The following is a 22,900-nucleotide window of genomic DNA, read 5'->3' as shown; positions in this document are numbered from 1 at the left end:
AACGACAAGCGAATTCACATTGTCAAAAAGCTTTCGTTTCATCAAAGCTTCCTGCGTGATCTGAACCAGATGTCTTGCCTCACAGGTTAAATGTGATACGTAATTATCGCGCGATCAAACACATCGATGATACTCAGCAAGAAGAAGAATCGCTGCTCGCCGTGGATCAAACCGTACTTAATATCTGTTTCCCACAGCTGATTAGAGCCCGTAAGGACGCGATTATTAGCCAGACGCTTGGGATACTTGAACTTTAGCTGTCGCTGCGGGCGGAGCACATCCATTTGCTTGCATAGGCGATAGACCTTCTTTTTATTGATCTGTAGCCCATGCCGCCTTCGGAGTAGCACGGTGAGCTTCCGGTAGCCATACGACGCGCCTTCGCCAGCCAGAAACTCCATGAGCCACTCGCAGATTTGTTCATCACTAACCGGACTCTCATCTCGTGTGTACGACAGGCCTGGCAGGGGACGACCGCTGCTGCAAGCAGTTACCGACGTTGTTTGCTGCTCCCGTCTTTCATGAGCGTAGTAGGTGGATCGCTCCACTTCGAGCACACGAAGGACGAAGCTGATGTTGTGTCCGAGCGCAATATACGTCCGGGCAATGTCTATTTTATCCGCAACTGTGGGTTTGTTTTTTTTAGTAGGTCTTTGAGAATGTCCCTCTCCAAGGCTTGTTCAGCAAATAGCTTTTTAAGCTTTTCATTCTCTTTTTCCAGCTGTACATAACCTTCCGCTGTTGGAACGAACTTCGATTGTTTGACGCTTTTCCCGTCCAACTGATCGAGATCCTTACGATTCAATTCTTTAGCCCATCTGATAACCATCTTCGAATCCAATTCATGTTGCCTGGCTACGGTGGTCATGTTGCCAATCTCTTTCCCTTGGGCTACCACCATCTTTTTGAAATTCAGATCGTACTGCTTTCTCTTCATTCCGTTCCCCTCCGCCTCAACATTATTGTATCGGGGTAAGGGGTGTACTGTCCAAGTTCATTAGGGGGCTAAATAGCTTCCTCTTCATTCTGTTCCCCTCCGCCTTAACATCATTGCATCGAAGTAAGGGGTGTACTGTCCAAGTTCATTTGGGGGCTAAATAGTTAGGTTGTGGGGGCTATTGCTTATGAAAGGTTTTAGCCCCCACAGCCATGTTGGCGGAAGAAATCGGTTCGAAAAAAGGCTATTGGACAGTGGAAGCGAATTAGCTCTCAGGGGGTACACATGAAACTTTAGATTATTGTAAAGCGAACCCCAATTAAGCCAGCAAATGAGTACGGAAGCCCAGGAAATGAACTAATAAAATAACGCGAGGTGCAATATGAGTGTCATTCTGAACGTTATCGAAAAGTTAAAGCTGAACGTCTTGAATATAGAAGATGTCCCAGAGTCATTTAGTTCTGAGGTATATAAAATTTCTCTAGCTAACAGGGAAAACGTTTATGTGAAAATTCCATACAACAAGGACAAGCTATTTCGAGAATTTCAGGTGCTTGAACTATTAAAGGACGTAATACCTGTTCCTAAAGTACTGGACCTTTGGGATGGGGATGAAAATACTACGGGGGCGTTGCTTCTTTCAGAAATTGAAGGTGAGCCTTGTACGGGGAATATTGATGAGACAGTTTCTTTTCAAATTGGCATGTATCATGCGATGCTCCATGACACTCAAACTCCAGGATACGGTCAGCATGTAAAGAATGGATTTAAATTCCTTGATCAAAACGATTGGAGATTACATATGAAAAGTAATTTTGAAAAATGGAAAGAGCCCTGTAGAGAAATTCTCGATCCAGATTTATATGAAAGGTGTATGATTCACTTTGATGGCGTCTTTGCTGCTTTACCAGAGCCTGACGGACCTTCCGTTGTTCATATGGATTTTAGACCAGCAAATATATTGGTGAACAATAATAAAGTCACTGGTATTATTGATTTCGAAAGTGCTCGAGGCGGATCATCTGAAATAGATTTTACTAAAATGAATAGATATATCTGGACAGTAAACCCCAGCACAAAGTTACCGTACTTGGAAGGGTACCAAACGATTCGCCCTATGATAAACCTGGAAGCAGTGCTTCCGTTTTATGATTTTTACGATGCTTTCTGTGCGGTTGTCTGGTGCAAAAACAGAGGTATCGAAAAAAACCAGGCATTTCTTCAGGAAAATATTGATATTTTGCGGAGAGCTGTAGGTTAAATGAAATAAGCTTGATTTTGAAAGGGGAATTTATACTTTTTTAAAGACATATTATAAAGCATCAAAAGCATAAAGCAGCTCACGCCAATGACTCTCCTTTTGGATGGTCATTGGCGTGTATCACAAATGGCTATTTAACCGCTACAAATGAACTTCACTATTCAGGTGGAGCTACTGATAAAGCATTCAGGTGTTCTTTATGGTAATCATCCAATCCATTGAAAATAGCGGAATATTGAATACCATCTTGTTCCCACAAGTAATAAGTTAAGCTCAATAGCTCTCCAGTGTTTCCGGTGAGGCTAGGTTTGAAGTAAAGATTGTCTTTATCGGCATAAGCCGAAATTTGGACGCCATTAACTTCCAGCGTACGAGTGAAAGTGAGCTTAGCTTTGTCAAAAAGCGGGAATTTGCTCTGGTAAAATTCTAAGCGGCCTTTCTCCGGTGCAGAATAGGTACTCCACAGAGCATCCTCGGTTTGTTTGAATGAGAATCCTGTGTTCTGATTATTCCCCCTCAACAGAATCAATTCCATTAACGAAAGCTCAGTACCGTTAAAGCCTTTCAGGATTTTCACCTTAAAGCCGAGAACACTCTTTGCTGCCAGTAGATCTTTCTCATCATATAGAGGAAATGAGTTTCTCTCGCCATCGTAGCGAACATGCTGAACCTGCTGCGGTAAAGTAAAGGATTTCACCATTTTTGCTAGTTCTTTTTGTGATAAATGCTCACTATAGTAATTAATTGCATAGGATAAGTCTTTATCTTGCCAGAGGAAACTTTGTCCTGTTTCGACCCTTTGCTTATTGCGCCGTGTATCGGTGAATAAAGTGCCTTTAACATTGTCAAACTTGACCGCTCTCTCTCGGTATTCAGCAGTCTCAGCTTTTTCATAATTGGAATAAGGGGCCCCTAGCAATTGATTGTGCTCCAACAAATTCCCTTTACCCCTAGACGCGGTAACCTCAATTCGGCGTTCGTTTTTCTTTCCAAAGTTAGATACAAAAGTAATGGTTGCCATATCGATAAGATCAGCTTTATTGGCTTTAGTAAAATTCGTATTAAGATGTACACCATTAAGTTCGTAACCTTCAGGAAGATAATCGGGTACTTTCAAGCTGAACTTTTGAAAATCGAGTGCTCGATCGAGGCTGTTGAACCATCTGAAATACTCATTATGCTTAAAAGAGGGGATTTTCTCTGTGAATTTTTCCGCTGACGCGGAGCTCTTTCCAGAATTCGACGCATTGGTGAGTAAGATGATACTTAAGGTAAGAAGCAAGAGAATCGCGGCTGCAGATAGCTTGTATGACCCGTTTTTGAACTTGGAGATCATCGTAATTCTCCTTTTCATTTCATGTTTGTTATTAAAGAAATGCGACAGATTGACTTGAGACGAACCACCTCTGACAAATAAACGCGACAGCATAAGCAGAGTCTTGCCATAAGAAGCAGCTTCTCGTTCATCCAGCACTTCGAGCACAGCCGCATCGCAGGCGACTTCCAGATCCGTTTTCATTTTATTCATGGCGAGCCAAACAATCGGATTGTACCAATGCATCGCAGTGCACAGCATCCATAGAGAATTGAACCATAAGTCTTTGCGTTTGTAGTGAACTAACTCATGCAGCAGGATATGCGTTAGCTGTCTTGAATCCGCAATTGTAACAATATCTCTAGGCAAATAAATGACTGGCTTTATCAAGCCATAGAGACAGGGGCTGCGGAGGCGGCTTGTCTCATAAATGGGAATCGATTTTCGAATAGACAATTTCTCTTTACATGCTTCTAGAACAGAAAGTACCTCTTCGTTGTTGAGCTTAACGGAGTCATCAATTCTTCTTCTAAATACAAGCCAGCTAAACAGGTAATATGCACTTAAAAATAGAACTCCGGCAAACCAAAGGAGCGCCACGATCGTCCGCCATTGTAGTCCATCCCTATCACTCTCAAACAATTGATCTGAAGGGGGAAGTGGTGCGGCTATTGAGGCAGGTTCCTCAGCAAGGTTCGAGCTGGATTCGGAAATCAACTTATTGGAGTTAGCTTTGGAAGAAGGATTGGGAAGTGTACTTTTCTGAGTTGAAATCCATTCAACCGGTGTTGACTGAGGCAGCAAATTGAATAAGCTGAAAGCACTTTGCGGAGCGAATGGAACCAACAACTTAATCAATACAAGAAACCACAATATATAAACGACTTTAGGGTTAAGATACTTATGGAAAAAATTTCTAATCAAAAGCAGTAAGATCAGAACGACCATCGATGCGAGTGAAGCTGTGAAAAGGAGCGAAAATATCGTTTCGAGATGCTTCATGATTTCTTCTTGTTTTCTAATATTAGTTGAAGCTCTTCAATGTCTTTCTCGGAGAGAGGTTGCTCTTGAATAAATTTTGCACATAACAATCCAGCAGCCCCATTGTATATCCGGTTTAGGAAAGATTGGTTCTCCGCTTTTAAATAATCATCATGTGAAACGAGGGGATAGTATAGGTAGTTCCTTCCGGACTTTTCGAATCGAATTGCTTTTTTCTTATGTAGGCGGTTCAGGAAGGTTTTGATAGTTTGATCCGACCATTGCATTTGTTGCGACAGCTTGGCAATAATCTCGTTAGCTGACAAAGGCTCTTTCTGCCATAGGAGATGCATCACTTCGCTTTCAGCTTCGGTAATATGGGGGGATTCATTCATCAGGTTTCACCCTCCTGGTTAATTGTTTACAGCTGTAAACCATTATTTGAGTTTACGCATGTAAACGTACTCTGTCAAGCGTATTTCGAGCTCAACGGGCCAAGGGCTATACGTTTAACGTCTCAGCTTAGAAGTTCAGCTCCCATTGTTCTTCGATAAGCTCCTTATTGGATAATAGTTGAGTTCAAGTTTCTATTAATTTGAAGCCGTTATTCGCATATATTCTCCTTCTTTCTGAAGCCCGATTCCTTGGAGAAATTAATAGCTGTTTGTAACTTTTCTACAAAACAAAATGACCGGAGAAGCCAATGGCTATATCCGGTCTTTGCAATCGTAAAATCCTTAGTCCACCACTAATTTCGTATCGCCTCGTATACATACTTCTGCTTTCCATTACTCGGTGCTTTGCCATACTCGAAATCGGCTGACACATTCACATCCGAAAATCCGATGTTTTCCAAAATGAGCTTAAATTCCTCAACACCATACCAGCGTAATGCAAACCGTTGCAGCTCGGTCTGGATAAGAGCACCGTTACGCCATTTTTCATATTTTAAATAGGAGACTTTGTATTGATGGTATAAATCTGCTTCGACAAGTTTGCCTTCCATTGTGATGATGTCTCCATTCGGTAAGTTGAATGTTGATGCACCACCAAACGGACCACACTCAAAATTAGGATCAGGCAGGAAAAGATCAAGGATAAGCCGTCCGCCTGGTTGTAGATGCTCGTAGAACCGCCGCAAGACGTTCAGTGACATCTCTCGTTGTTCAATTAACAAAAATGAACCGCCCGGAATAATGATAGCCTCATATTTGTCCGGTAAAGACAGCTCCTGAAGATCTGCCTCATAAAATTGAGCGGCTAATCCGCGGTCTTCACAATGTTGACGGCAAGAAGCCAGCATTTTGGGGGAATAGTCAACTCCATCTACAATAAGACCTGATTCGAGAAGCGGAATGATTACACGTCCCGACCCGACCATTGCCTCAAGAATTCGGCCCTTGCAATGCTTCAGCCGGTCGCGGTAATACTCTATATCACCATCAAAGGATTGACCTATTTTCTTGGTAAGGTCATAAACCTCGGTACAAAGCTCACCGTAATAACTAAAAGACATACTCTTTTCCCTCCGTGAGTTGGATTTAACACGAAAGGGGATCCTGTTGAATTATCCCTTCCGCACCTTATTAATGAACACGTCGGAGTTAAACATTTGCATGAGAATCACTCACTTTCAAGTAGATTAATTTAACTATAGATTCAAGGTGGTTCCTGGTCAACGGATAAGACGATTAAAACAAAACTTGCCGTTTCTTATGTTGTAGTATAATCAAATTATTAATTACCAAGCTATCATCATCCAATAGCCATGTAAGGAGTCATTAATATGGGGGACCAATTATTTAAAAGCTCGGTTGAAACGACCTTAAAAGTAATCGGCGGCAAATGGAAGCTGGTCATTTTATGCCATCTGTTAGATGACGCCAAGCGCTTCGGAGAGCTCAAACGAGGAATGCCTGATATTACGCAAAAAATGCTAACCCAACAGCTGCGCGAATTAGAGGATGATGGGATCATCCATCGCGAAGTTTTTGTTCAAGTACCTCCAAAAGTCGAATATTCCTTAACGGAATATGGCCGTACGATGGAGGAAGTGCTGGATGTAATGGCCGGTTGGGGGCAGCAGCATCACGAGCGGACTGAAGTTTAAACAACATCAAATAGTTTAATTTAGTAAGACCTTTAACATTTTGTTGACGGTCTTTTTGTCGTCCATGGTTTCGAAAAGGGTACTACGTCACCGAATAGTGCGTACTTCCTTTCCGGAAAGCGTCATCGTACAATAAGCCCCACGAGCAATACCCCAACAAAATGTTAAGGAGTGAACTATCCATGAAGTTGCAATTAGCGTTAGATCTTGTTGACATTCCTCAAGCTAAGCAATTGATTAAAGAAGTGGAAGCTTATATAGATATCGTTGAAATCGGTACACCTGTTGTCATTAACGAAGGGCTTCGCGCCGTCAAAGAAATTAAAGAAGCTTTTCCAAACCTGAAGGTTCTGGCTGACTTAAAAATAATGGATGCCGCAGGTTATGAAGTTATGAAGGCATCCGAAGCAGGAGCCGATATCATTACGGTATTAGGGGCCTCGGAAGATATGACGATCAAAGGCGCGGTAGAGGAAGCAAAAAAACAAGGCAAACAAATTCTTGTTGATATGATTTCGGTCAAAAATCTCGAGCAGCGTGCGCAAGAAATCGACGCGTTTGGTGTTGACTTTATTTGCGTGCATACTGGCTACGATCTTCAGGCTGTCGGAAAAAATTCGTTCGAAGATCTTCTGACGATCAAGCGCGTTGTCAAAAATGCAAAAACAGCGATTGCCGGCGGTATTAAATTAAGCACACTGCCAGAAGTAATCAAAGCGAACCCGGATCTAGTTATTGTAGGCGGAGGTATTACCGGACAAGCGGACAAGAAGGCTGCTGCCGCCGAGATGCGAGAATTGATTAACCAAGGTTCTTAAAGCCAATGACCGTGGATCTCTATTCGGTTAAAATCCTCGAGGAGCTGCAGCAGGCGGCCATTCAATTGGATAATGGACAAGCTGATCTTCTTGCCGAGCAAGTTATCCAGTCCAACAAGGTTTTCCTAGCTGGAGCAGGACGATCCGGCTTGATGGCCAAAGCTTTTGCAATGAGACTGATGCATATGGGGATTGATTCCTATGTGATAGGTGAGACAATCACGCCTAATGTAACGGAAAATGACTTGCTGATCATCGGATCTGGTTCCGGTGAAACGAAGAGTCTGCTGTCGATGGCTGAGAAAGCCAGAAGCTTACAAGCTTCCGTTGCGGCCGTGACGATATTTCCGGAATCATCGATTGGACAATTAGCCAACATCGTCGTTAAATTATCTGGCTCGCCTAAAGATAAATCGGAAGGTCATTACTCCACCATACAGCCTATGGGCTCATTATTTGAGCAGACCCTTTTGTTATTCTTTGATGCTATTATCCTCCGTTTGATGGAGAAAAAGGGTTATGATTCAACGACAATGTTTGGTCGGCATGCCAATCTGGAATAACGTTCTCCATACAAAAAGCAAAGCCCGATTAGCTTGTTTAAGAGCTAATCGGGCTTTACCTTTTTAAATGAACATCGAATTACTCACCGAGGAAGCTTTTGATGAAGAACTCCAGTTGGTATTCCATGCTCAGTGGATCATTGAAGTAGAATGCTTTAGCGTCCGCTTCATAAACACGATTGTTTTTAACTGCAGGAATGTTTTTGTACGTTTCTGTCTCTTGGAATGAATTATCCTCATCCGCGTTTTTACTGAAGATAACGTAGTCACCAGAGTAATCGGACAGAACTTCCGTCGACAGGGCAAAATAGCCTTCTTTCTCCGTCGCTGCCTGGACTTTCGCTGGCTTGGCAAGACCAAAGCCGCCCTCATAAAGGATTTCAGTACCACGGCCATAGTTATCGCCATAAACATAGAGCTGTTTATTGAAGGTTTCAATGACTGAAACCGTCGCGTTTTCGCCGATTTTCGCTTTGACTTTATCTCCGGCTTCTTTAACTTTAACTTGGAACTGGTCAACCCAAGCTTGGGCTTCTTTTTCTTTGTTCAAAAGTTTGCCGATCTCTACTTGTTGCTCTAGGTAATTGAGCTTCCCATAGGTATAAGTAATGGTAGGCGCAATTTCTTTTAATTTATCGATGTTTTTAATGCCGTCTAGACTGATAATAAGATCCGGTTCCAGCTCGAGGATCTTTTCAACGCTTTCGTCCGAAACGGTTGCAACGTCTTTAAGCTGCTCTTTGAATTGCGGATTATCTTTGGACATTTCGTCCACACCGACTACTGGTACACCGAGTGCCATAACGTTTCCGGTTAAAAAGCGAGTAATAACAACGACGCGCTGCGGGTTGGCTGGAACCTCAATAGGTCCACCCTCCGATTGGTACGTAAAGGTACCGGATTCTGGGGCCGCTGTTGCCGATGCTGGAGATGCTGTTGGAGACGGGCTGCTTGCATTGTTGGCGGTGTTCGCAGAATTACCGCCGCAAGCGCTCAGTAGTAAAACTAGAACCAGAGGTAGTGGAATAAACAGCTTTTTCACAAAATGACGCTCCCTTCAATCTCGTGCTGACTATAATCTATGAATCGCTGCGCGTCTATCTAGGAATAAGCAATGGAATCGCGAGCACGATTCAACGATTGATAATGATTATCATATTCACAAGATAGAATTGTAACGGTTACTGAAATAGTTGTCAACATTTAAGAAGTGAAACTTCGTGCTGGGTTCCTTCCATTTCCAAGCCTTCCATTAAAGTGATTATTTTGTTGATCACATGCGCTTCTTTATTTATTACCTGCTCAGCTGTTAGCAATAATAAATCAGCATGATCTCCAACACAGATTGCGCGTTTGGCATGTTTGAACATCGAAACATCATTCGCATCGTTGCCAAATGCAATAAATTCCTGCGGCATTATGCCTAGCTTTTGGAGACCGGTCCATTTATCAATCCCAAGTGGGCTAATATCAATAATATCCTCTGAGGCATGTCGATAAATGACGATCGGCAACTTCAGCAGTTCCTCTAGCATTTTTTGCCCATCCAAACTATGTAAAATGACAACTTTAATGATCTCCGTCAGTTCATCGATGCCAATATTTGTTGCTCTCTGCTGAGGGTCCAAATTTCTCCGAATTGGATGCTCCTCACTGCCCGAATAAGCGTAATCCCACTTGCTGTCGATTAAATATTCGGCTTCGAATGAGCGAATTAGACCGATAATGGAAGCGGCTGTAGCTGGATCAAAAGCAATGGTTGAGAGGATAGTTCCACCAGTTGCAACAAAACCTCCATTACCGCCAACCATCGGAAAATGATGCATATGAGACGGTAATATCGGCAATAAATCGCGGATAGGCCGGGCCGAAGCGAATATAATTTCATGTCCTTTTTCGACAAGGAAGTCTAGAGCTTGAACCATCGCATCACTTAAAGGCTGGCCTTTAAAACAGATCGTTCCATCCAAATCAAAAATAAATTTCATCGTACAACCTCCTTATTTCTACCTAGTAATAAAGATATCACACGGAATAAGATACGAATAATGCTGCATTCATACCTTGAAGGAAGCGCTGACACATCGTCGGTGCTATTTTGTTTATTCCGATTGCAAATGAACAGGTTTATCTTTACATATAATATTTGATTGCGTAATGTCTATAATATGAAGTGAAACCAAATGAAGCTCTTAAGTTTTCGTTTAGCAACAAATTATTGAGAGGAAGTTATGTATTGTTTGAAACATTACTTTTGAATTTCTTATTCTTACTATTTCCAGTTATGCTATTTTTAATTTTCTTTGAAAATATATCTTGTTCCTATCATAGAAATATTTTTATTTTACTAGCTGCGTTGACAATGGTTCTTTGTATTGCCAAACCAATTCAATTAGAAACTGGGTTTATTTTCGACTTAAGATATATCCCGTTTATTATTATGGCTCTATTTGGAGGGTATAGATATGCTCTCCCGTTATATATCATCTTAAATATATATCGATTCTATGTGAGCGGGGAGGGAGCGGTCCCGTCCTTTCTTTTTTCCACAGCGGTGACGGCTGTTATACCCCTGTACAGTAAACATTTTATGAACCTGGCTTCTAGAGGTCGGGTCATCGCGGCAACGGTAATTTCTTTCCTGACAATGGGATTCTATCTGATTACATTGATCTTTATGATCGGGGAGTTAAGTGAACAATTCTGGATGCTTACCTTAAATGCTTTAACGACATATGTTGGCGTAATGAGCGTCATTATGACTTTAATCGAAAAAATCATCATCAATTTTAAAAATCGCGAACGGATTATCCAATCAGAAAGATTAAATGTCGTCAGCGAGCTTGCGGCCAGCGTATCTCATGAAATAAGAAATCCGCTTACGGTTACGAGCGGGTTTCTGCAGTTGCTTAACAAGTCGAAATCGATTACGCCGGAAGAAAAGGGGTTTGTGGAATTATCGCTGCAAGAGCTGAATCGAGCGGAAAAGATCGTTAGCGATTATCTTTCTTTTGCCAAGCCGCAATTAGAAAACATGGTGTACTCCAATATGTTCGCGGAGCTGGAGTATACGAAAAATATCATCATGCCGTATGCGTCCATCCATAAAGTCGAAGTTAAGTTCAGTTTCAATAACACTTTGAACAAAAGCTATGATCGAAATCAAATTCAGCAATGTTTAATTAATCTATATAAAAACGGTATTGAAGCGATGAAGGAAAAGGGCGGTGGTACGCTAACGATTGAGGTTTCAGAGAGAAAACAAACGATTATAATCAGCATCCAGGACACGGGTATTGGGATGACAAAGGAAGAAATTTCGCGTCTAGGCAAGCCTTATTATTCGACAAAAGCCGAAGGTACGGGTCTTGGCATGCTTATGGTCTATGGCACAATTAATAAAGTAGAGGGGACCATTGAAGTCCATAGCGTACAGGGTGCAGGCACAACTTTTCATTTAATAATCCCTGCTTAGACGATGTTGTTTAGGAGAGGCCAGGTGTTGGGAAGTGAAAATCGATCGCTTGCTGGCGATGACCGTACTGCTCTTGAACCGCAAGCGGATCAGTGCCAAAGAAATGTCCGAATACTTCGAGGTGTCTACTAAAACGGTTTATCGCGACATGGAAACCTTGAATCAATCCGGTATTCCGATTGTGACCCATAAGGGGATCATGGGCGGGTTTGAGATTATGGAATCCTACACGATGAATCGACAACTGCTCACCCTAGATGATCTAACCGCGCTTGTATCTGCTGTGAAAGGGATGAACTCGGCGCTCGATGACCGCAAGCTGGGGGATCTTCTGGAGAAGGTTAAGGCGATCCTGGGGAAAACAGGTGCGACAAACAGCGAAGCCAAAAAACCAGCTATTATGTTTGATTTCAATCCTTGGGGACAGAGTGCCTCCGCACGGGATAAAATCAATGCCTTGAGACAAGCGTCCAAAACCTATATGTGCGTAAAAATGAACTACTTGGATCGGGAAGGGGCAGAGAGCGAGAGAATAATTGAACCTGTAAAGCTAATCATGAAGGCGAATCTGTGGTATTTGCAGGCATACTGTCAGGCAAGTAAGGATTTCCGTATTTTTCGTGTGTCCCGCATTCAACAGCTGCAGCTGTTGGCGGAACCTTTCATCCCTCGCGAGGCACCGGTGTTAGAGCGTTATGATTGGAACCCGGAATGGTTCAAGGAAGCTCAGCAGGAGTTAATCCTTCTGTTCCAACCCAAAGCCCGCTATCGTGTCGACGAAACTTTTCCAGCCGGCTGGATGACCGAATTGGCCGATGGAAGGGTTCAAGTAAAGGGTAACTTTACTGTGGATGAGTGGTTTTACGGAATGCTATTAAGTTACGGGGAAGAGGTGAAAGTGGAGCAGCCGAATGAAGTAGCGGAAGAGATGGTACGCCGGGCGCAAAAAATTATGGAACAGTATTCTAAGTAGGACAGTATGCTGTCCACTTTTCTTCTCTATACTTGACTTAATGACAAGGAAATGAGGCTGAGCCATGATAAAAACCTATGTAACCGAAAAGCCGGAAATAAAGCTGCAAGGAATAAGTCTCCGAACGACAAATGCAGCGGAAGCAGGACCGGATGGTCGCTTGCCTGGCCTATGGGAGACCTACTTCAGCCGTGCGATCCAAAGAGAAACGGATGCTCCTATCTATTCTCTATACACCGATTACGAAAGTGATGCAAGCGGCTCTTATCGGGTGTTGATCGGACATGAAGTTAGCGGAGATTTTGAAACGGGTGAAGATAATCAGACTCATATCGCGGTTATTCCTGCGAGTAAGTATCTTGTATTCATCACCGAGCGTGGGCCGTCGTATGAAGTGGTGCCGCAGGCATGGGAAGAAATTTGGGCCTACTTTGAAAATAAACCGGAGGAAGTCAGAGCTTTTACTGGGGATTTCGAGCTTTATGATACCGGAAGTGCCGGGTCTGCTGACTCGGAAGTACATCTATTCATTGCGATTAAATAAGTAGGCTTAGGGGTAGTATTAGCCCAATGAAGGATTCCCTAATGAATGGAACGAATTGTATGAACACACCATTCGTTCCATTTAGGAGGACTTCCCCTTGAAAGGGCTTGCCTATCTGAAACAGAGAAACTCCATATTCATAAAATCCATGTTTACGTACATCCTTATTTTCACGATTCCAATGGCCGTATTCGGATTTTCAACGTATTATTGGGCAGCCAACACGATAGAGACACAGACAAACAGTACTTATCTTGGTTTGCTGGAAGATACTCAAAAGGACGTCGAGCGTAACTTCAATACGCTGGATACGTTTGCTGTACAGCTGTCTTATATGCCGCGTATTTCCAAGCTGATGAATATGGAAGGGAATAACTTCAGCTACGATCGCGTTGATATCGGGGATTTACTCAATAGCATGAATGAGCTGAACATTTACAAATCGACCTATCCACTGGTCGATGAAATTGCGATTTATTTTAACGGTAAGGATACGGTGCTCTCCACGCTGGGCAAAGACAGCTTCGAGCGTTACTTCATCGATCTTCTCCGCTTCGACAATATCGACTTGCAGCAATGGGAGCAAATTCTTGCTGCACGCAATAATCATCGCCTCATCCTTCCCGAGCCAGTCAGCATATCCAATCAGCCCCGCCGTCTGCTCACCTATATCCAATCCCTACCTCCAGGCGATTCCAGCTTCCAGGCGACGCTTCTATTGTTCATTCGAGAAGAAGCACTGCAGCAGATGCTGAGCAAATCGGCCTTGGCTGAGCAGCATGCCATATACATTATGGACGCTCAAGGAAATCGAGTCACGGACGTGAATCCCAATGCCAAGCTCAGCTCCTATATCGAGAATCAGCATAGGGATGGGTCTGCTGTGAGCGGTGGCATTGATACGGTGCAGCTTGCCGATGGCTCGCATTATTCCGTATACCGTTCTGACCCCGACAGTCGCGGATGGTCCTACTATATTGGCGTCCCCACAAGCACGGTGCTTTCTAAGCTGCATGTAATTCGCAACGTGGCTATTGGTTTCTCCCTCTTTTATCTATGTCTCGGGCTCGGACTGTCCTATATTCTGGCGATGAGAAATTACAAACCGCTTGCGAACCTAATTGGGATGATCCGATCCAAGCTGATGCTGGAACCTCCTGTGAACAATGAGTTCCACTACGTGGAAAATGCGATTTACGCCATGCTGACGGATGCTAACCGCAACGAGCATGAGATTTCCCTCTATCGACCGCTGGCCAGGAATACCTGTTTGGCTAAGCTGCTGAACAAAAACTCAGCCAACGATGAAAGCTTGATCCGCGCCATGGACTTATTGGACATTTCTTTTCCGTATGAATTTTTCGTATGTGCGACGCTGCTGCTGAGTGAGGAACAGAGCTTGCCCGAAGATTTCTATGAACAGGTCCGCTCCAGATTGGTAGCACAAGGCGTGACGATATTCTGGGTGGAAATGGACGAGAAGGATAAAGCGATTATCCTCAACATGGAGCGGGAAGAGCTCCGCGCATCCGCTTTACAGGCGATCGGTGACTGCTTGCGGTCCTATTCCATCGCGTACCGTGCGATCGGGGTTGGCGGCAGCTGCCGCAATCTGCATGAGTTGTTCCGCTCGTACGAAGCTTCCGTGCATGCGATCGAGTTTCGTTTCCTGAAGGGAGACGGAAGCATTCTCTATGCCGACGAATATACAGAAGACGGCCACTGGAACGGCTATTTGGCAGAGGAGAATCAGCTCATTGGGGCGCTCAGCGGCGGCGATGTGAGATCAGCTCAGCAGCTGGCCGGTGCTATCGTGCATCGATATTTGGAGAAGAATCGATTGCCGCTCAACGCCATGCGCTATTTAGGATACAGCATCGCATCGGTTGCGCTGAAAGCATTGGAGCAAGCGAATATCGGCCAAGCTCCTTCCATAAAGCTGAAGGATATTATGGAGCTGGATACGATGGATGAGATGGTATCGGCCATTGGCCGTTTATATGAAGAGACTTCACGCCTGCTCGCGAGGGAGGATGAGCAGCAGGATGTGCAGCTCATTCGAGAGATCAAGAGTTATATCCATGCGCATTATAACGATCAAAATTTGTCCCTGACCAAAGTGGCGGAAGCGTTCCGAATCTCTTCCTCCTATTTGAGCCGATACTTCAAAGGTCAGACCGGATCTACGTTCATCGACTATGTAAATCGGCGTAGAATCGAGGTTTCCAAACCGTTGCTGAGCAAGGGCGGCGAGATCACTATTTTGCAGGTAGCGCAGCAGGTCGGCTTTGACAATGACATCACTTTCCGTCGATTGTTCAAAAAATATATGGGCATGACACCGAGCCAATTCAAGGATAAATGAGCCGCCAACACTCCTTAGAGCAATTTCTGTATGACGATAACACATATTGTTCGTATACATCGGAGCCCAAGCTCTCCTACAATGGGGCCATCACTCGGATGAGTCGAAATTAAAGGGGAGATGGGCGAATGACAAAGAGGACAAATGGATCGGCGAAAATTGTAAGCGCATTAATAGTTGCATCCCTCGCCATGACGGGATGTCAAAGCAGCGGAGGGCCGGCAACCAACAATTCCAATCAAGGCGCTGCGGAGTCGCCAAAGCCAAGCACATCGGGGTCGCCTGGAACGGCGTCCACAAGCCCGAAAAATCCAATGCCGATCGTAACAGACGGATCGGTAACCTTAACGGTCGCGGCGCCAGACAATCCGTTCGCGGCAGCCAGTCTGACGCAGAATCTGCCTGTTTGGCAGGAGATTGAGAAGGCGACGGGCGTCAAGATCAAATGGGATGTTGTGCCGGGCAGCCAGTTCCAGACGGCGATGCAGACTCGTTTGGCTTCAGGTAAAAATTTGCCAGACATCATTTTATCAAACTTCGATTTATACAAATATTCCAAGGATGGTCTCCTGCTCCAACTGGATGATTTAATGGCCAAGTACGGAGAGAACGCCGCCAAAATATTCGAGACGAAGCCGTTGCTGCCCGCGCTCATGAAAACGCCGGAAGGCAATACGTTTCATTTATCCGGAACAAGGGATGAAGAAGTAGCAGCCGGTCCTTACGGCTGGCTCATCCGTAAAGACTGGCTGGATAAGCTGAGCTTGCCGGAGCCGGTGACGGTTGACGATTGGTACAATGTTTTGAAAGCGTTTAAAGAGAAGGACCCGAACGGCAACAACAAGGCGGACGAGATCCCAATGACCAACTATAACGGGGTAACCCAGCTTTATAATTGGGGTAACGCTTGGGGGCTTCATCTGCGTGCGAGCGATGGCTTTTATCCTGATGCAAAGGGGAAAATCCAGTACGAGTGGCTTGACCCTCGCGCCAAAGAGATGGTCGCTTTCCTAAACAAGCTGGTTAAGGATGGCTTGCTGGACATGGAGTTCGCCGTCAACAAGAAGGATCAGATGACATCCAAAATCATTCGCAGTCTGTCCGGGGCTACAATTGCCTGGCAGGAATCCAACACGTTATGGACCAATAAGCTGCGGGAGGCCGGACAAGCGGATGCACAATGGGTTATGACCACCCCGCCTGCAGGCCCGAACGGCTACAAGGGGCATATCGAGAAGTCGGGGCTGTCCAACGGTTATTCCGTCATCAATAGGGATTCTAAAAACGCGGAAGTTGCTTTCCGCTGGCTGGATTACGTCATCTATAGCGAGGAAAATACGAAACGCATGACGCTCGGCATTGAAGGCAAAACGTACGTCATGAAGGATGGACAGCCGCAAATGACCGACTTTGTCACAAAAAATCCGGATGGACTTGGGGCCGTTGAGGTCATTCGATCCCTCGGCGGCTGGCAGACGTTCAGCCAAGCGAGCCGAGTGGAATATATATCAAAGCTCAAGCTGACGGATGAAGTTTTGACGGAGCGAGCGAAGCTTGTGCAATCTTATCTGGTTCCCACTGCGGAGTTCGCGATGCCAACGGAGGATGAATACTCCAATATAAACCGGAAATTGACCGACATTACGACCTATAAAGATGAAATGATCGCTAAATTCATTCTTGGCCAAGAGCCAATGGACAAATGGGATACGTTCACGAAGCAGATCAAGGCTATCGGAATTGATGAAGTCATTCAAATTCGTCAAAGCCAGTATGACAGGTTAATGAGCGAGAAGTAAGCGGAACTGAGCGCGCGGGACTCAGTTCCGCGTGCTCCTTCTTTTTGACCAAGAATGCCTATAAGAGCCTCAGGAAAGGAAATCCGAAGCATGCCAAACCCTCCCTTAAGTCCCCCAATTGGACCCGCACAGACAAGACGGGGGACTGCGCTTCACACTCTCAAAAAAAATGCGATCCGAGATAAGTTCTTAGTGCTGATGGTTATGCCGGCCGTGATTTACTTCATCGTTTTTCACTATCTCCCGATGTACGGCATTCTTATGGCATTTCAGGACTTCTCTCCTTCCCGCGGCATCTGGAATAGCCCTTGGGTCGGACTTAAATGGTTTGAAGAATTTTTTAACTCTATCTATTCTTTCCGGCTAATCAAAAACGTCCTGCTGCTCAACTTTTACAGTCTGTTATGGGGCTTCCCGATTCCAATTATTTTTGCGCTGTTGTTGAATGAGATTCGCAGAAATACGTTCAAGCGGGTCGTGCAAACGGTCAGCTACATGCCTCACTTTATATCTGTCGTTGTCATTGCAGGCATGACGATTACGTTCCTGTCTCCTAACGATGGCATTGTGAATGTCGTGATCGAGAAATTAGGCTTTCAGAAAATCAACTTTTTGAGCGAAGTGGACTGGTTCCGCACTATCTATATTAGCACCGATATTTGGGCGGGTTTCGGTTACAGTTCGATTCTTTATTTGGCTGCGCTGGCGGGTATAGATCCACAGTTATACGAGGCTGCTCGCATTGATGGAGCTTCGAGATTCAGGCAGCTCATTCACGTTACTTTGCCAGGTATTGCCCCAACGATCATCATATTACTGCTCCTGTCGCTCGGTCGTATGATGAGTGTTGGATTCGAAAAAATTATATTGCTCTACAACCCGTCTACGTACGAGGTGTCGGACGTCATCTCTTCCTATGTTTATCGAATTGGACTGGTCGGAGGGGAATTCAGCTTTGCTGCAGCCGTAGATTTCATGAATGCAACGATTAATTTTGTGTTGATCGTGAGCTTCAACTGGTTAAGCCGCAAGCTGACCCAAACTTCACTATGGTAGAGGAGGGACGCAATCTGCATTATGGTACATTCTAATACATTCTCGGGGAAACTGGCGGACGCGGCTATTAATGTTTTCATGGTTTTTGTCATCATCATCTGTTTGTACCCACTTGTATTTGTGTTCAGCATGTCGATCAGCGATCCGCTTGCTGCTGCTGCCCAAGAAGTATGGCTGTTGCCAAAGGGCTTTTCCTTGAACGCTTATAAGCTGGTATTTGAAAATCCCGATATTTGGACGTCCTATCTGAACACGATCTGGTACACGGTAGGGGGAACGGCCTTTAACGTCATTATGACGATATCGCTTGCTTATCCGCTGTCTCGCAGGAACTTTTTTCTGCGCGGTCCGGTTACGTTTCTTATCGTGTTTACGATGCTGTTCAGCGGTGGGCTAATCCCAACATTTATTCTGGTCAATGACCTTGGACTGTACAATACGAGATGGGCGCTCATCATTTTAGGCGCGATCGGTGTCTGGTACGTCATTATTGCTAGAACGTACTTCACGACCATTCCGGAAAGTCTGATTGAATCTGCCAAATTGGACGGCGCTAATGACATTCGGATATTCTGGACCGTGATCATTCCGTTATCAAAACCAATCATTGCCGTACTTGTGCTTTTCTACGCGGTAGGGCATTGGAACAGCTATTTCAGCGCCTTAATCTATTTGCCTGATAAGAATTTACAGCCGTTGCAGCTTTATTTGGTAAAGGTGCTTGTGGAGAATACAGGTCTAGCAGACTCCATCATGCCGAGCGAGGAGAAGAGTCTCGCCATCATGCAGATCAAGTATGCGATAATCATGGTAGCTACTCTTCCTATTCTGTTCGTTTATCCATTCCTGCAAAAATACTTTGTTAAAGGTGTTATGATTGGAGCCATCAAAGGTTGACCCGAGAGGAGAGCAAGCCGTGTTCGTAGATTATCACACGCATCATGAGAGATGCGGGCATGCCCAAGGTTCGATGGAAGCAATGATCAAAGCGGCAATTGAACTCGGCATGGATCAGATTGGCCTGTCCGATCACAGTCCGTTTTTCTGCGACGAGAACGACCATCCGAACCCTGGCATGACGATGGCCAAATCGGATTTTCCGAATTACGTGCAAGAGATGATAGAGCTGCGGAATGAGTATAAGGGCCGAATCGATGTGCGCCTTGGCGTGGAATCCGATTATTTGCCGGGGCTTATGGAGCAGTATGCTCTCATCTATGCGCAGTATCCATTGGACTATATCATCGGCTCCGTGCATTACTTCAGAGGGTATCACGTATTCGCCTCAGAGCGGTGGCGGCAGGAGAACGTGGACGTTGATGGAACCTACGTAGACTACATTCGACTCATTCAAGACGCAGCGCGCTGCGGCAAATTTGACATCCTCGGTCATATCGACGCCGTTAAGGGCCTGAACGTTCCGTGCTCGATTTCTCTTGATACGCTCTGGGATGAAACAGCACAAATAATCGCGGACGCTGGCATAGCGGTTGAAATCAATACGTCAGGGCTACGTAAAAAATGCGGCTCTTGGTTCCCGTCCGCCGACATCGTTCAGCGGCTGCACCGGCTCGGCGTTCCTTTTACATTCGGCTCCGATGCCCACGGTCCCGACCAGCTCTTGCACGACTGGAGCGGCGTAACCGGCTTTCTCAAGGAGATCGGCGTTAAAGAGATTGCAACCTTCAAGCGGCGCGAGCGGATTATGCTGCCGCTGTAATTTCCCCATCAAGGACACCTTAGGGTGTTCTTTTTTTACGTCTCTGAGGTAAAGGACAGCAAAAATGAGCTTAGACCGACCTCCAGGGTCGGTCTAAGCTCATTAAGGGATATCAGCTATCTTACTTTTTTAGAAAAGCCAGATTTGCAATGTTTGCATGGCTTGCAAGGTCTGTTTTGCAGCAGGATGAGTCTCCTTTTCAAAGAAGACAAAAGCTTGTGTGCTCGCCTAGCTAATAGAGGGGAAATCTCACCGCTAATTGCCAGCTTGTTGATCAGCCTCTCGAGCTTGCAAAGAGTTATTTTGGCGCTTTTATAATGGCATTTTTTAATCTGTCTGATTATATTGGCAAGGAGGATAACGAGCGAGTCAGAGCATGCTCGGCTCATCAGGAGCTTTTTGAGCTTCTCGGCTAGCTCCAGCGCATCGGGACAAGGATTGCATTTGCAAGGTTTAATGAACTCGATTATTTTAACAATATGAAGAATCTCACCTTCATTTCCTTCCTCGCCTGTGGGACCCTTCGAACCTCTCTGCCCCTTTGGCCCAGTTGGCCCGATCGGTCCGTTAAGCCCGTTCGTCCCATTCGGCCCTGCTGACCCAGTTGCGCCTGTCGCACCAAGGCCCCCTGGGGATCCCGCGCCCCCCGTAGCTGTCCCTGTCGCCCCTGTCGTGCCCGTAGTTCCTACTGCGCCTGGAGCCCCGGCTGGTCCGGTCGGACCGCTAGGGCCGATCGCTCCGGTAATTCCCGGGAGCCCTGTTGCTCCCGGGAATCCTTGGGCTCCGGTTGCACCTGTCACTCCACTCGACCCCGTCGTCCCTGTCGGCCCATCGGGTCCTTGAGCTCCGGTCGCCCCCGTCGTTCCTGTCGGCCCGATGCCTCCGGTTGCTCCGGTTGCACCTGTTGGCCCTGTTGGTCCTGAAGGGCCAGTCGGCCCTGTTGGTCCGGTGGGTCCTATCTGCATAGGGTCCAGAATTTTGGCCACAAAAGCATTCGGAGATCCAGCCAGGGTGGACTGAAACGGATTCATGAGCGGAAAGTCTGTCGAAAAGGTTTGGCCTGTAATATAGGCGCTTCCAAAGGCATCGGCCGCAATCGACTGACCCTCATCAAGGCTGGATCCTCCCAGATAGGTTGAATAAATAAAGGAACCGGTTGGGTTGAACTTGGTAATAAACGCATCGACCGCATTGAGGGTGGATTGAATCGGATTCAATAAGGGGAAATTGGTCGAAAAGGTAGCCCCAATTACGTAGGCATTCCCAAAGGGATCCGTCGTAATTCCATTACTCGCTTCATTCTCAACACCACCTAAATAGGTGGAATAAATGAAGCTGCTGCCGGTTATATTTATTTTGACCGCAAAGGCATCAACGATGCCGCCAAACGTCGGTTGAACAGCGTTGAACGTTGGGAAATCAGCGGAAGGAGTATTACCGGTCACATAAGCATTTTCAGCCAAATCTACAGCAATACCCGTGCCTAGATCAGCACCGCTGCCGCCCAGGTAAGTGGAGTAGATGAGAGCAGATCCGGCGGCATTGAATTTAGCTGCATAAGCATCCGAGGTGCCTCCGCCAAATACAGGCTGAAGGGCATTCAGAGTAGGAAGATTGTTGCCAGTCTGCCCCGTAATGTACGCTTGACCGGATGGGTCAACGGCAACGCCTGCTCCGCTCGTTCCAAGGCTCCCGCCAAAATAAGTTGAATACACGAGTGCATTGCCTGCCGGGTTCAGCTTGGTAAGGAAAGCTGCATTCGGACCTGTCAGGGAACCCTGAAACGGATTCATGGTAGGGAAGTCTAGGGATGCAGTTTGCCCTGTAATATAAGCGCTGCCCCCGGAATCAACGGCAATGCCCATGGCAGAGTCAGCAGCACTGCCTCCCAGGTAGGTCGAGTACAGAAGTGCACTGCCAGTAGAATTGAATTTGGTGACAAATGCATTGGTGCCGGTAGGGGCAACTGCTTGGAACGCGTTCATAACCGGGAAGTCGGTAGAGTCCGTAAACCCGGTTACGTATACGTTGCTCGAAGAGTCAATGGCAATGGAACGGGCGTCATCGAGATCGCCCCCACCTAGATAGGTGGAATATGCGAGCGTGATGCCGTCTGGGTTAAATTTCGTGACAAAGGCATCCGAGTTTCCTGCTAAAGCGGCTTGAAATGGGGTTTGAGTTGGAAAATCTATCGCTAGCGTAGTGCCCGTGATATAAGCATTTCCGAGGGTGTCAACGGTAATTCCGTACCCGATTGTGCTTTCGGTGCCGCCAAGATAAGTGGAATAAGACAGGACAGGATCGATGACAAGAGTAGAGGATAGATCGTATGTTTCCCTCAGCTCAAAGGCAACTTGATTGGCATTGCGCAGCGCATATCCGCCAGCGACCTTTATTTTCTCTCCACGCAGCTCCTGATAGATATACGGCAGCCGAAGCATGACAGAATGCTCGTTGGTTGCAACAAGAAGATTACCATCGTCATCGATACTTAGCTCATCCGCTCCTTCGAACTCCAGCACAATATGCTGTGGGTCTGCTCCAGGAGCCACTATAAAATCAAACTCCAGCTCATGCTCGGTACCGTAAAACAACATATCAATACCGGGATAAAGGCCGGAGTACTTTATTTTGCCAAAGTTCGGCACAGTGTTATGCCACTTTACAGGATCATTACCTTTAAAGTAGTTGCTCGTGCTGGATAAGCGATCCAAGCCGTCGATGGCCGGATTGTGCAAAGCATCTACAAAACGCATGCGGAAGCCCCAGGCTTCCCACTGTCTGTGGGATGATGTCTTACCGAACAGAAAGGCTATATGACTTGGAGTGAAATACAGAGTTGAGCTTGAACCTCTCAGAAGGTAAGCGACTTGTGCATCCGATTGCCCCACATTGCATTCAAACACAGGGGAATGCCCACGCAATTTCTGCAACCGGGCTGAGTGCCGCGCCAATGAATCGGTCATTTTTGCGCCTCCTCGTA

Annotated in this window: 20 protein-coding genes; 12 read left to right on the top strand and 8 right to left on the bottom strand. The window is 45.8% G+C overall.

The annotated features are described in order from the left end of the window. Positions 1–86 precede the first annotated feature (86 nt). Together CGZ75_RS15965 and CGZ75_RS15960 are read right to left on the bottom strand one after the other, a co-directional pair. The gene (locus CGZ75_RS15965) at positions 87–548 is read right to left on the bottom strand and encodes an IS3 family transposase (protein WP_176444880.1); all 462 of its coding nucleotides are present in this window, start codon (positions 546–548) and stop codon (positions 87–89) included. A gap of 62 nt (positions 549–610) precedes the next feature. Then, entirely contained in the window at positions 611–937 is a 327-nt protein-coding gene (locus tag CGZ75_RS15960) for a transposase (protein WP_089525263.1), read from the bottom strand. A gap of 382 nt (positions 938–1,319) precedes the next feature. Between CGZ75_RS15960 and CGZ75_RS15955 the strand changes: the two genes are divergently transcribed. After that, complete coding sequence (locus CGZ75_RS15955; RefSeq protein ID WP_089525262.1) at positions 1,320–2,198, top strand: phosphotransferase family protein; 879 nt, start codon at positions 1,320–1,322, stop codon at positions 2,196–2,198. A 157-nt stretch (positions 2,199–2,355) separates the two neighbouring features. On the opposite strand, the gene CGZ75_RS15950 is transcribed toward CGZ75_RS15955, so the two are convergent. From CGZ75_RS15950 to CGZ75_RS15940, 3 genes are all read right to left on the bottom strand, one after another. Continuing rightward, positions 2,356–4,515, bottom strand: coding sequence for a M56 family metallopeptidase (locus CGZ75_RS15950; protein ID WP_089525261.1), 2,160 nt, complete (start codon positions 4,513–4,515; stop codon positions 2,356–2,358). Next, positions 4,512–4,889, bottom strand: coding sequence for a BlaI/MecI/CopY family transcriptional regulator (locus tag CGZ75_RS15945; protein ID WP_089525260.1), 378 nt, complete (start codon positions 4,887–4,889; stop codon positions 4,512–4,514). Before CGZ75_RS15945 ends, CGZ75_RS15950 begins: the two co-directional genes overlap by 4 nt. Before the next feature lie 353 nt (positions 4,890–5,242). Next, a complete protein-coding gene (locus tag CGZ75_RS15940; protein WP_089525259.1) occupies positions 5,243–6,010 on the bottom strand; it encodes a class I SAM-dependent methyltransferase in 768 nt (255 codons plus the stop codon). Positions 6,011–6,280: 270 nt separating this feature from the next. On the opposite strand from CGZ75_RS15940, the gene CGZ75_RS15935 reads away from it, so the two are divergent. The 3 genes from CGZ75_RS15935 to hxlB all read left to right on the top strand — a co-directional run bounded on the left by CGZ75_RS15935 (position 6,281) and on the right by hxlB (position 7,985). Then, positions 6,281–6,604 (top strand): winged helix-turn-helix transcriptional regulator, encoded by a 324-nt coding sequence (locus tag CGZ75_RS15935; RefSeq protein WP_089525258.1) that lies wholly within the window; start codon positions 6,281–6,283, stop codon positions 6,602–6,604. A gap of 182 nt (positions 6,605–6,786) precedes the next feature. After that, complete coding sequence (hxlA, locus tag CGZ75_RS15930; RefSeq protein ID WP_089525257.1) at positions 6,787–7,422, top strand: 3-hexulose-6-phosphate synthase; 636 nt, start codon at positions 6,787–6,789, stop codon at positions 7,420–7,422. Positions 7,423–7,427: 5 nt separating this feature from the next. After that, positions 7,428–7,985, top strand: coding sequence for a 6-phospho-3-hexuloisomerase (hxlB, locus tag CGZ75_RS15925; RefSeq protein ID WP_089525256.1), 558 nt, complete (start codon positions 7,428–7,430; stop codon positions 7,983–7,985). A gap of 79 nt (positions 7,986–8,064) precedes the next feature. Here the strand turns inward: hxlB and CGZ75_RS15920 are convergent, their stop codons facing one another. Then, complete coding sequence (locus CGZ75_RS15920) at positions 8,065–9,027, bottom strand: iron-hydroxamate ABC transporter substrate-binding protein (RefSeq protein ID WP_089525255.1); 963 nt, start codon at positions 9,025–9,027, stop codon at positions 8,065–8,067. A gap of 154 nt (positions 9,028–9,181) precedes the next feature. Further along, positions 9,182–9,973, bottom strand: coding sequence for an HAD-IIB family hydrolase (locus CGZ75_RS15915; RefSeq protein ID WP_089525254.1), 792 nt, complete (start codon positions 9,971–9,973; stop codon positions 9,182–9,184). Between the two features lie 248 nt (positions 9,974–10,221). On the opposite strand from CGZ75_RS15915, the gene CGZ75_RS15910 reads away from it, so the two are divergent. The 8 genes from CGZ75_RS15910 (at position 10,222) to CGZ75_RS15875 (ending at position 19,917) form a co-directional block, all read left to right on the top strand. Then, a complete protein-coding gene (locus tag CGZ75_RS15910) occupies positions 10,222–11,460 on the top strand; it encodes an ATP-binding protein (RefSeq protein WP_089525253.1) in 1,239 nt (412 codons plus the stop codon). 34 nt (positions 11,461–11,494) lie between these two features. Then, positions 11,495–12,433: a helix-turn-helix transcriptional regulator gene (locus CGZ75_RS15905; protein WP_089525252.1), complete on the top strand. Its 939-nt coding sequence runs from the start codon at positions 11,495–11,497 to the stop codon at positions 12,431–12,433. A gap of 64 nt (positions 12,434–12,497) precedes the next feature. After that, the gene (locus CGZ75_RS15900) at positions 12,498–12,977 is read left to right on the top strand and encodes a GyrI-like domain-containing protein (RefSeq protein WP_176444879.1); all 480 of its coding nucleotides are present in this window, start codon (positions 12,498–12,500) and stop codon (positions 12,975–12,977) included. Between the two features lie 97 nt (positions 12,978–13,074). Then, positions 13,075–15,342, top strand: a complete 2,268-nt coding sequence (locus CGZ75_RS15895; RefSeq protein WP_089525251.1) for a helix-turn-helix domain-containing protein — start codon at positions 13,075–13,077, stop codon at positions 15,340–15,342. A 128-nt stretch (positions 15,343–15,470) separates the two neighbouring features. After that, positions 15,471–17,141: an extracellular solute-binding protein gene (locus CGZ75_RS15890; RefSeq protein WP_089525250.1), complete on the top strand. Its 1,671-nt coding sequence runs from the start codon at positions 15,471–15,473 to the stop codon at positions 17,139–17,141. Positions 17,142–17,345: 204 nt separating this feature from the next. Then, complete coding sequence (locus tag CGZ75_RS15885; RefSeq protein ID WP_245850882.1) at positions 17,346–18,197, top strand: ABC transporter permease; 852 nt, start codon at positions 17,346–17,348, stop codon at positions 18,195–18,197. A gap of 21 nt (positions 18,198–18,218) precedes the next feature. Further along, a complete protein-coding gene (locus tag CGZ75_RS15880; RefSeq protein ID WP_089525248.1) occupies positions 18,219–19,094 on the top strand; it encodes a carbohydrate ABC transporter permease in 876 nt (291 codons plus the stop codon). 19 nt (positions 19,095–19,113) lie between these two features. Further along, positions 19,114–19,917 carry a histidinol-phosphatase gene (locus CGZ75_RS15875; protein WP_176444878.1) on the top strand — a complete coding sequence of 268 codons (804 nt, stop codon included), beginning with the start codon at positions 19,114–19,116 and terminating at the stop codon, positions 19,915–19,917. Positions 19,918–20,033: 116 nt separating this feature from the next. Here CGZ75_RS15875 and CGZ75_RS26235 read toward each other — a convergent pair whose 3' ends face one another. Continuing rightward, complete coding sequence (locus tag CGZ75_RS26235; protein WP_089525246.1) at positions 20,034–22,883, bottom strand: DUF7948 domain-containing protein; 2,850 nt, start codon at positions 22,881–22,883, stop codon at positions 20,034–20,036. Positions 22,884–22,900: the final 17 nt, after the last annotated feature.

Origin of the sequence: Paenibacillus herberti (assembly GCF_002233675.1) — a bacterium.
GTDB lineage: Bacteria > Bacillota > Bacilli > Paenibacillales > Paenibacillaceae > Paenibacillus_O > Paenibacillus_O herberti.
The sequence above is the reverse complement of the archived record's forward strand: the minus strand, read 5'-3'. Positions and strand labels throughout refer to the sequence as shown.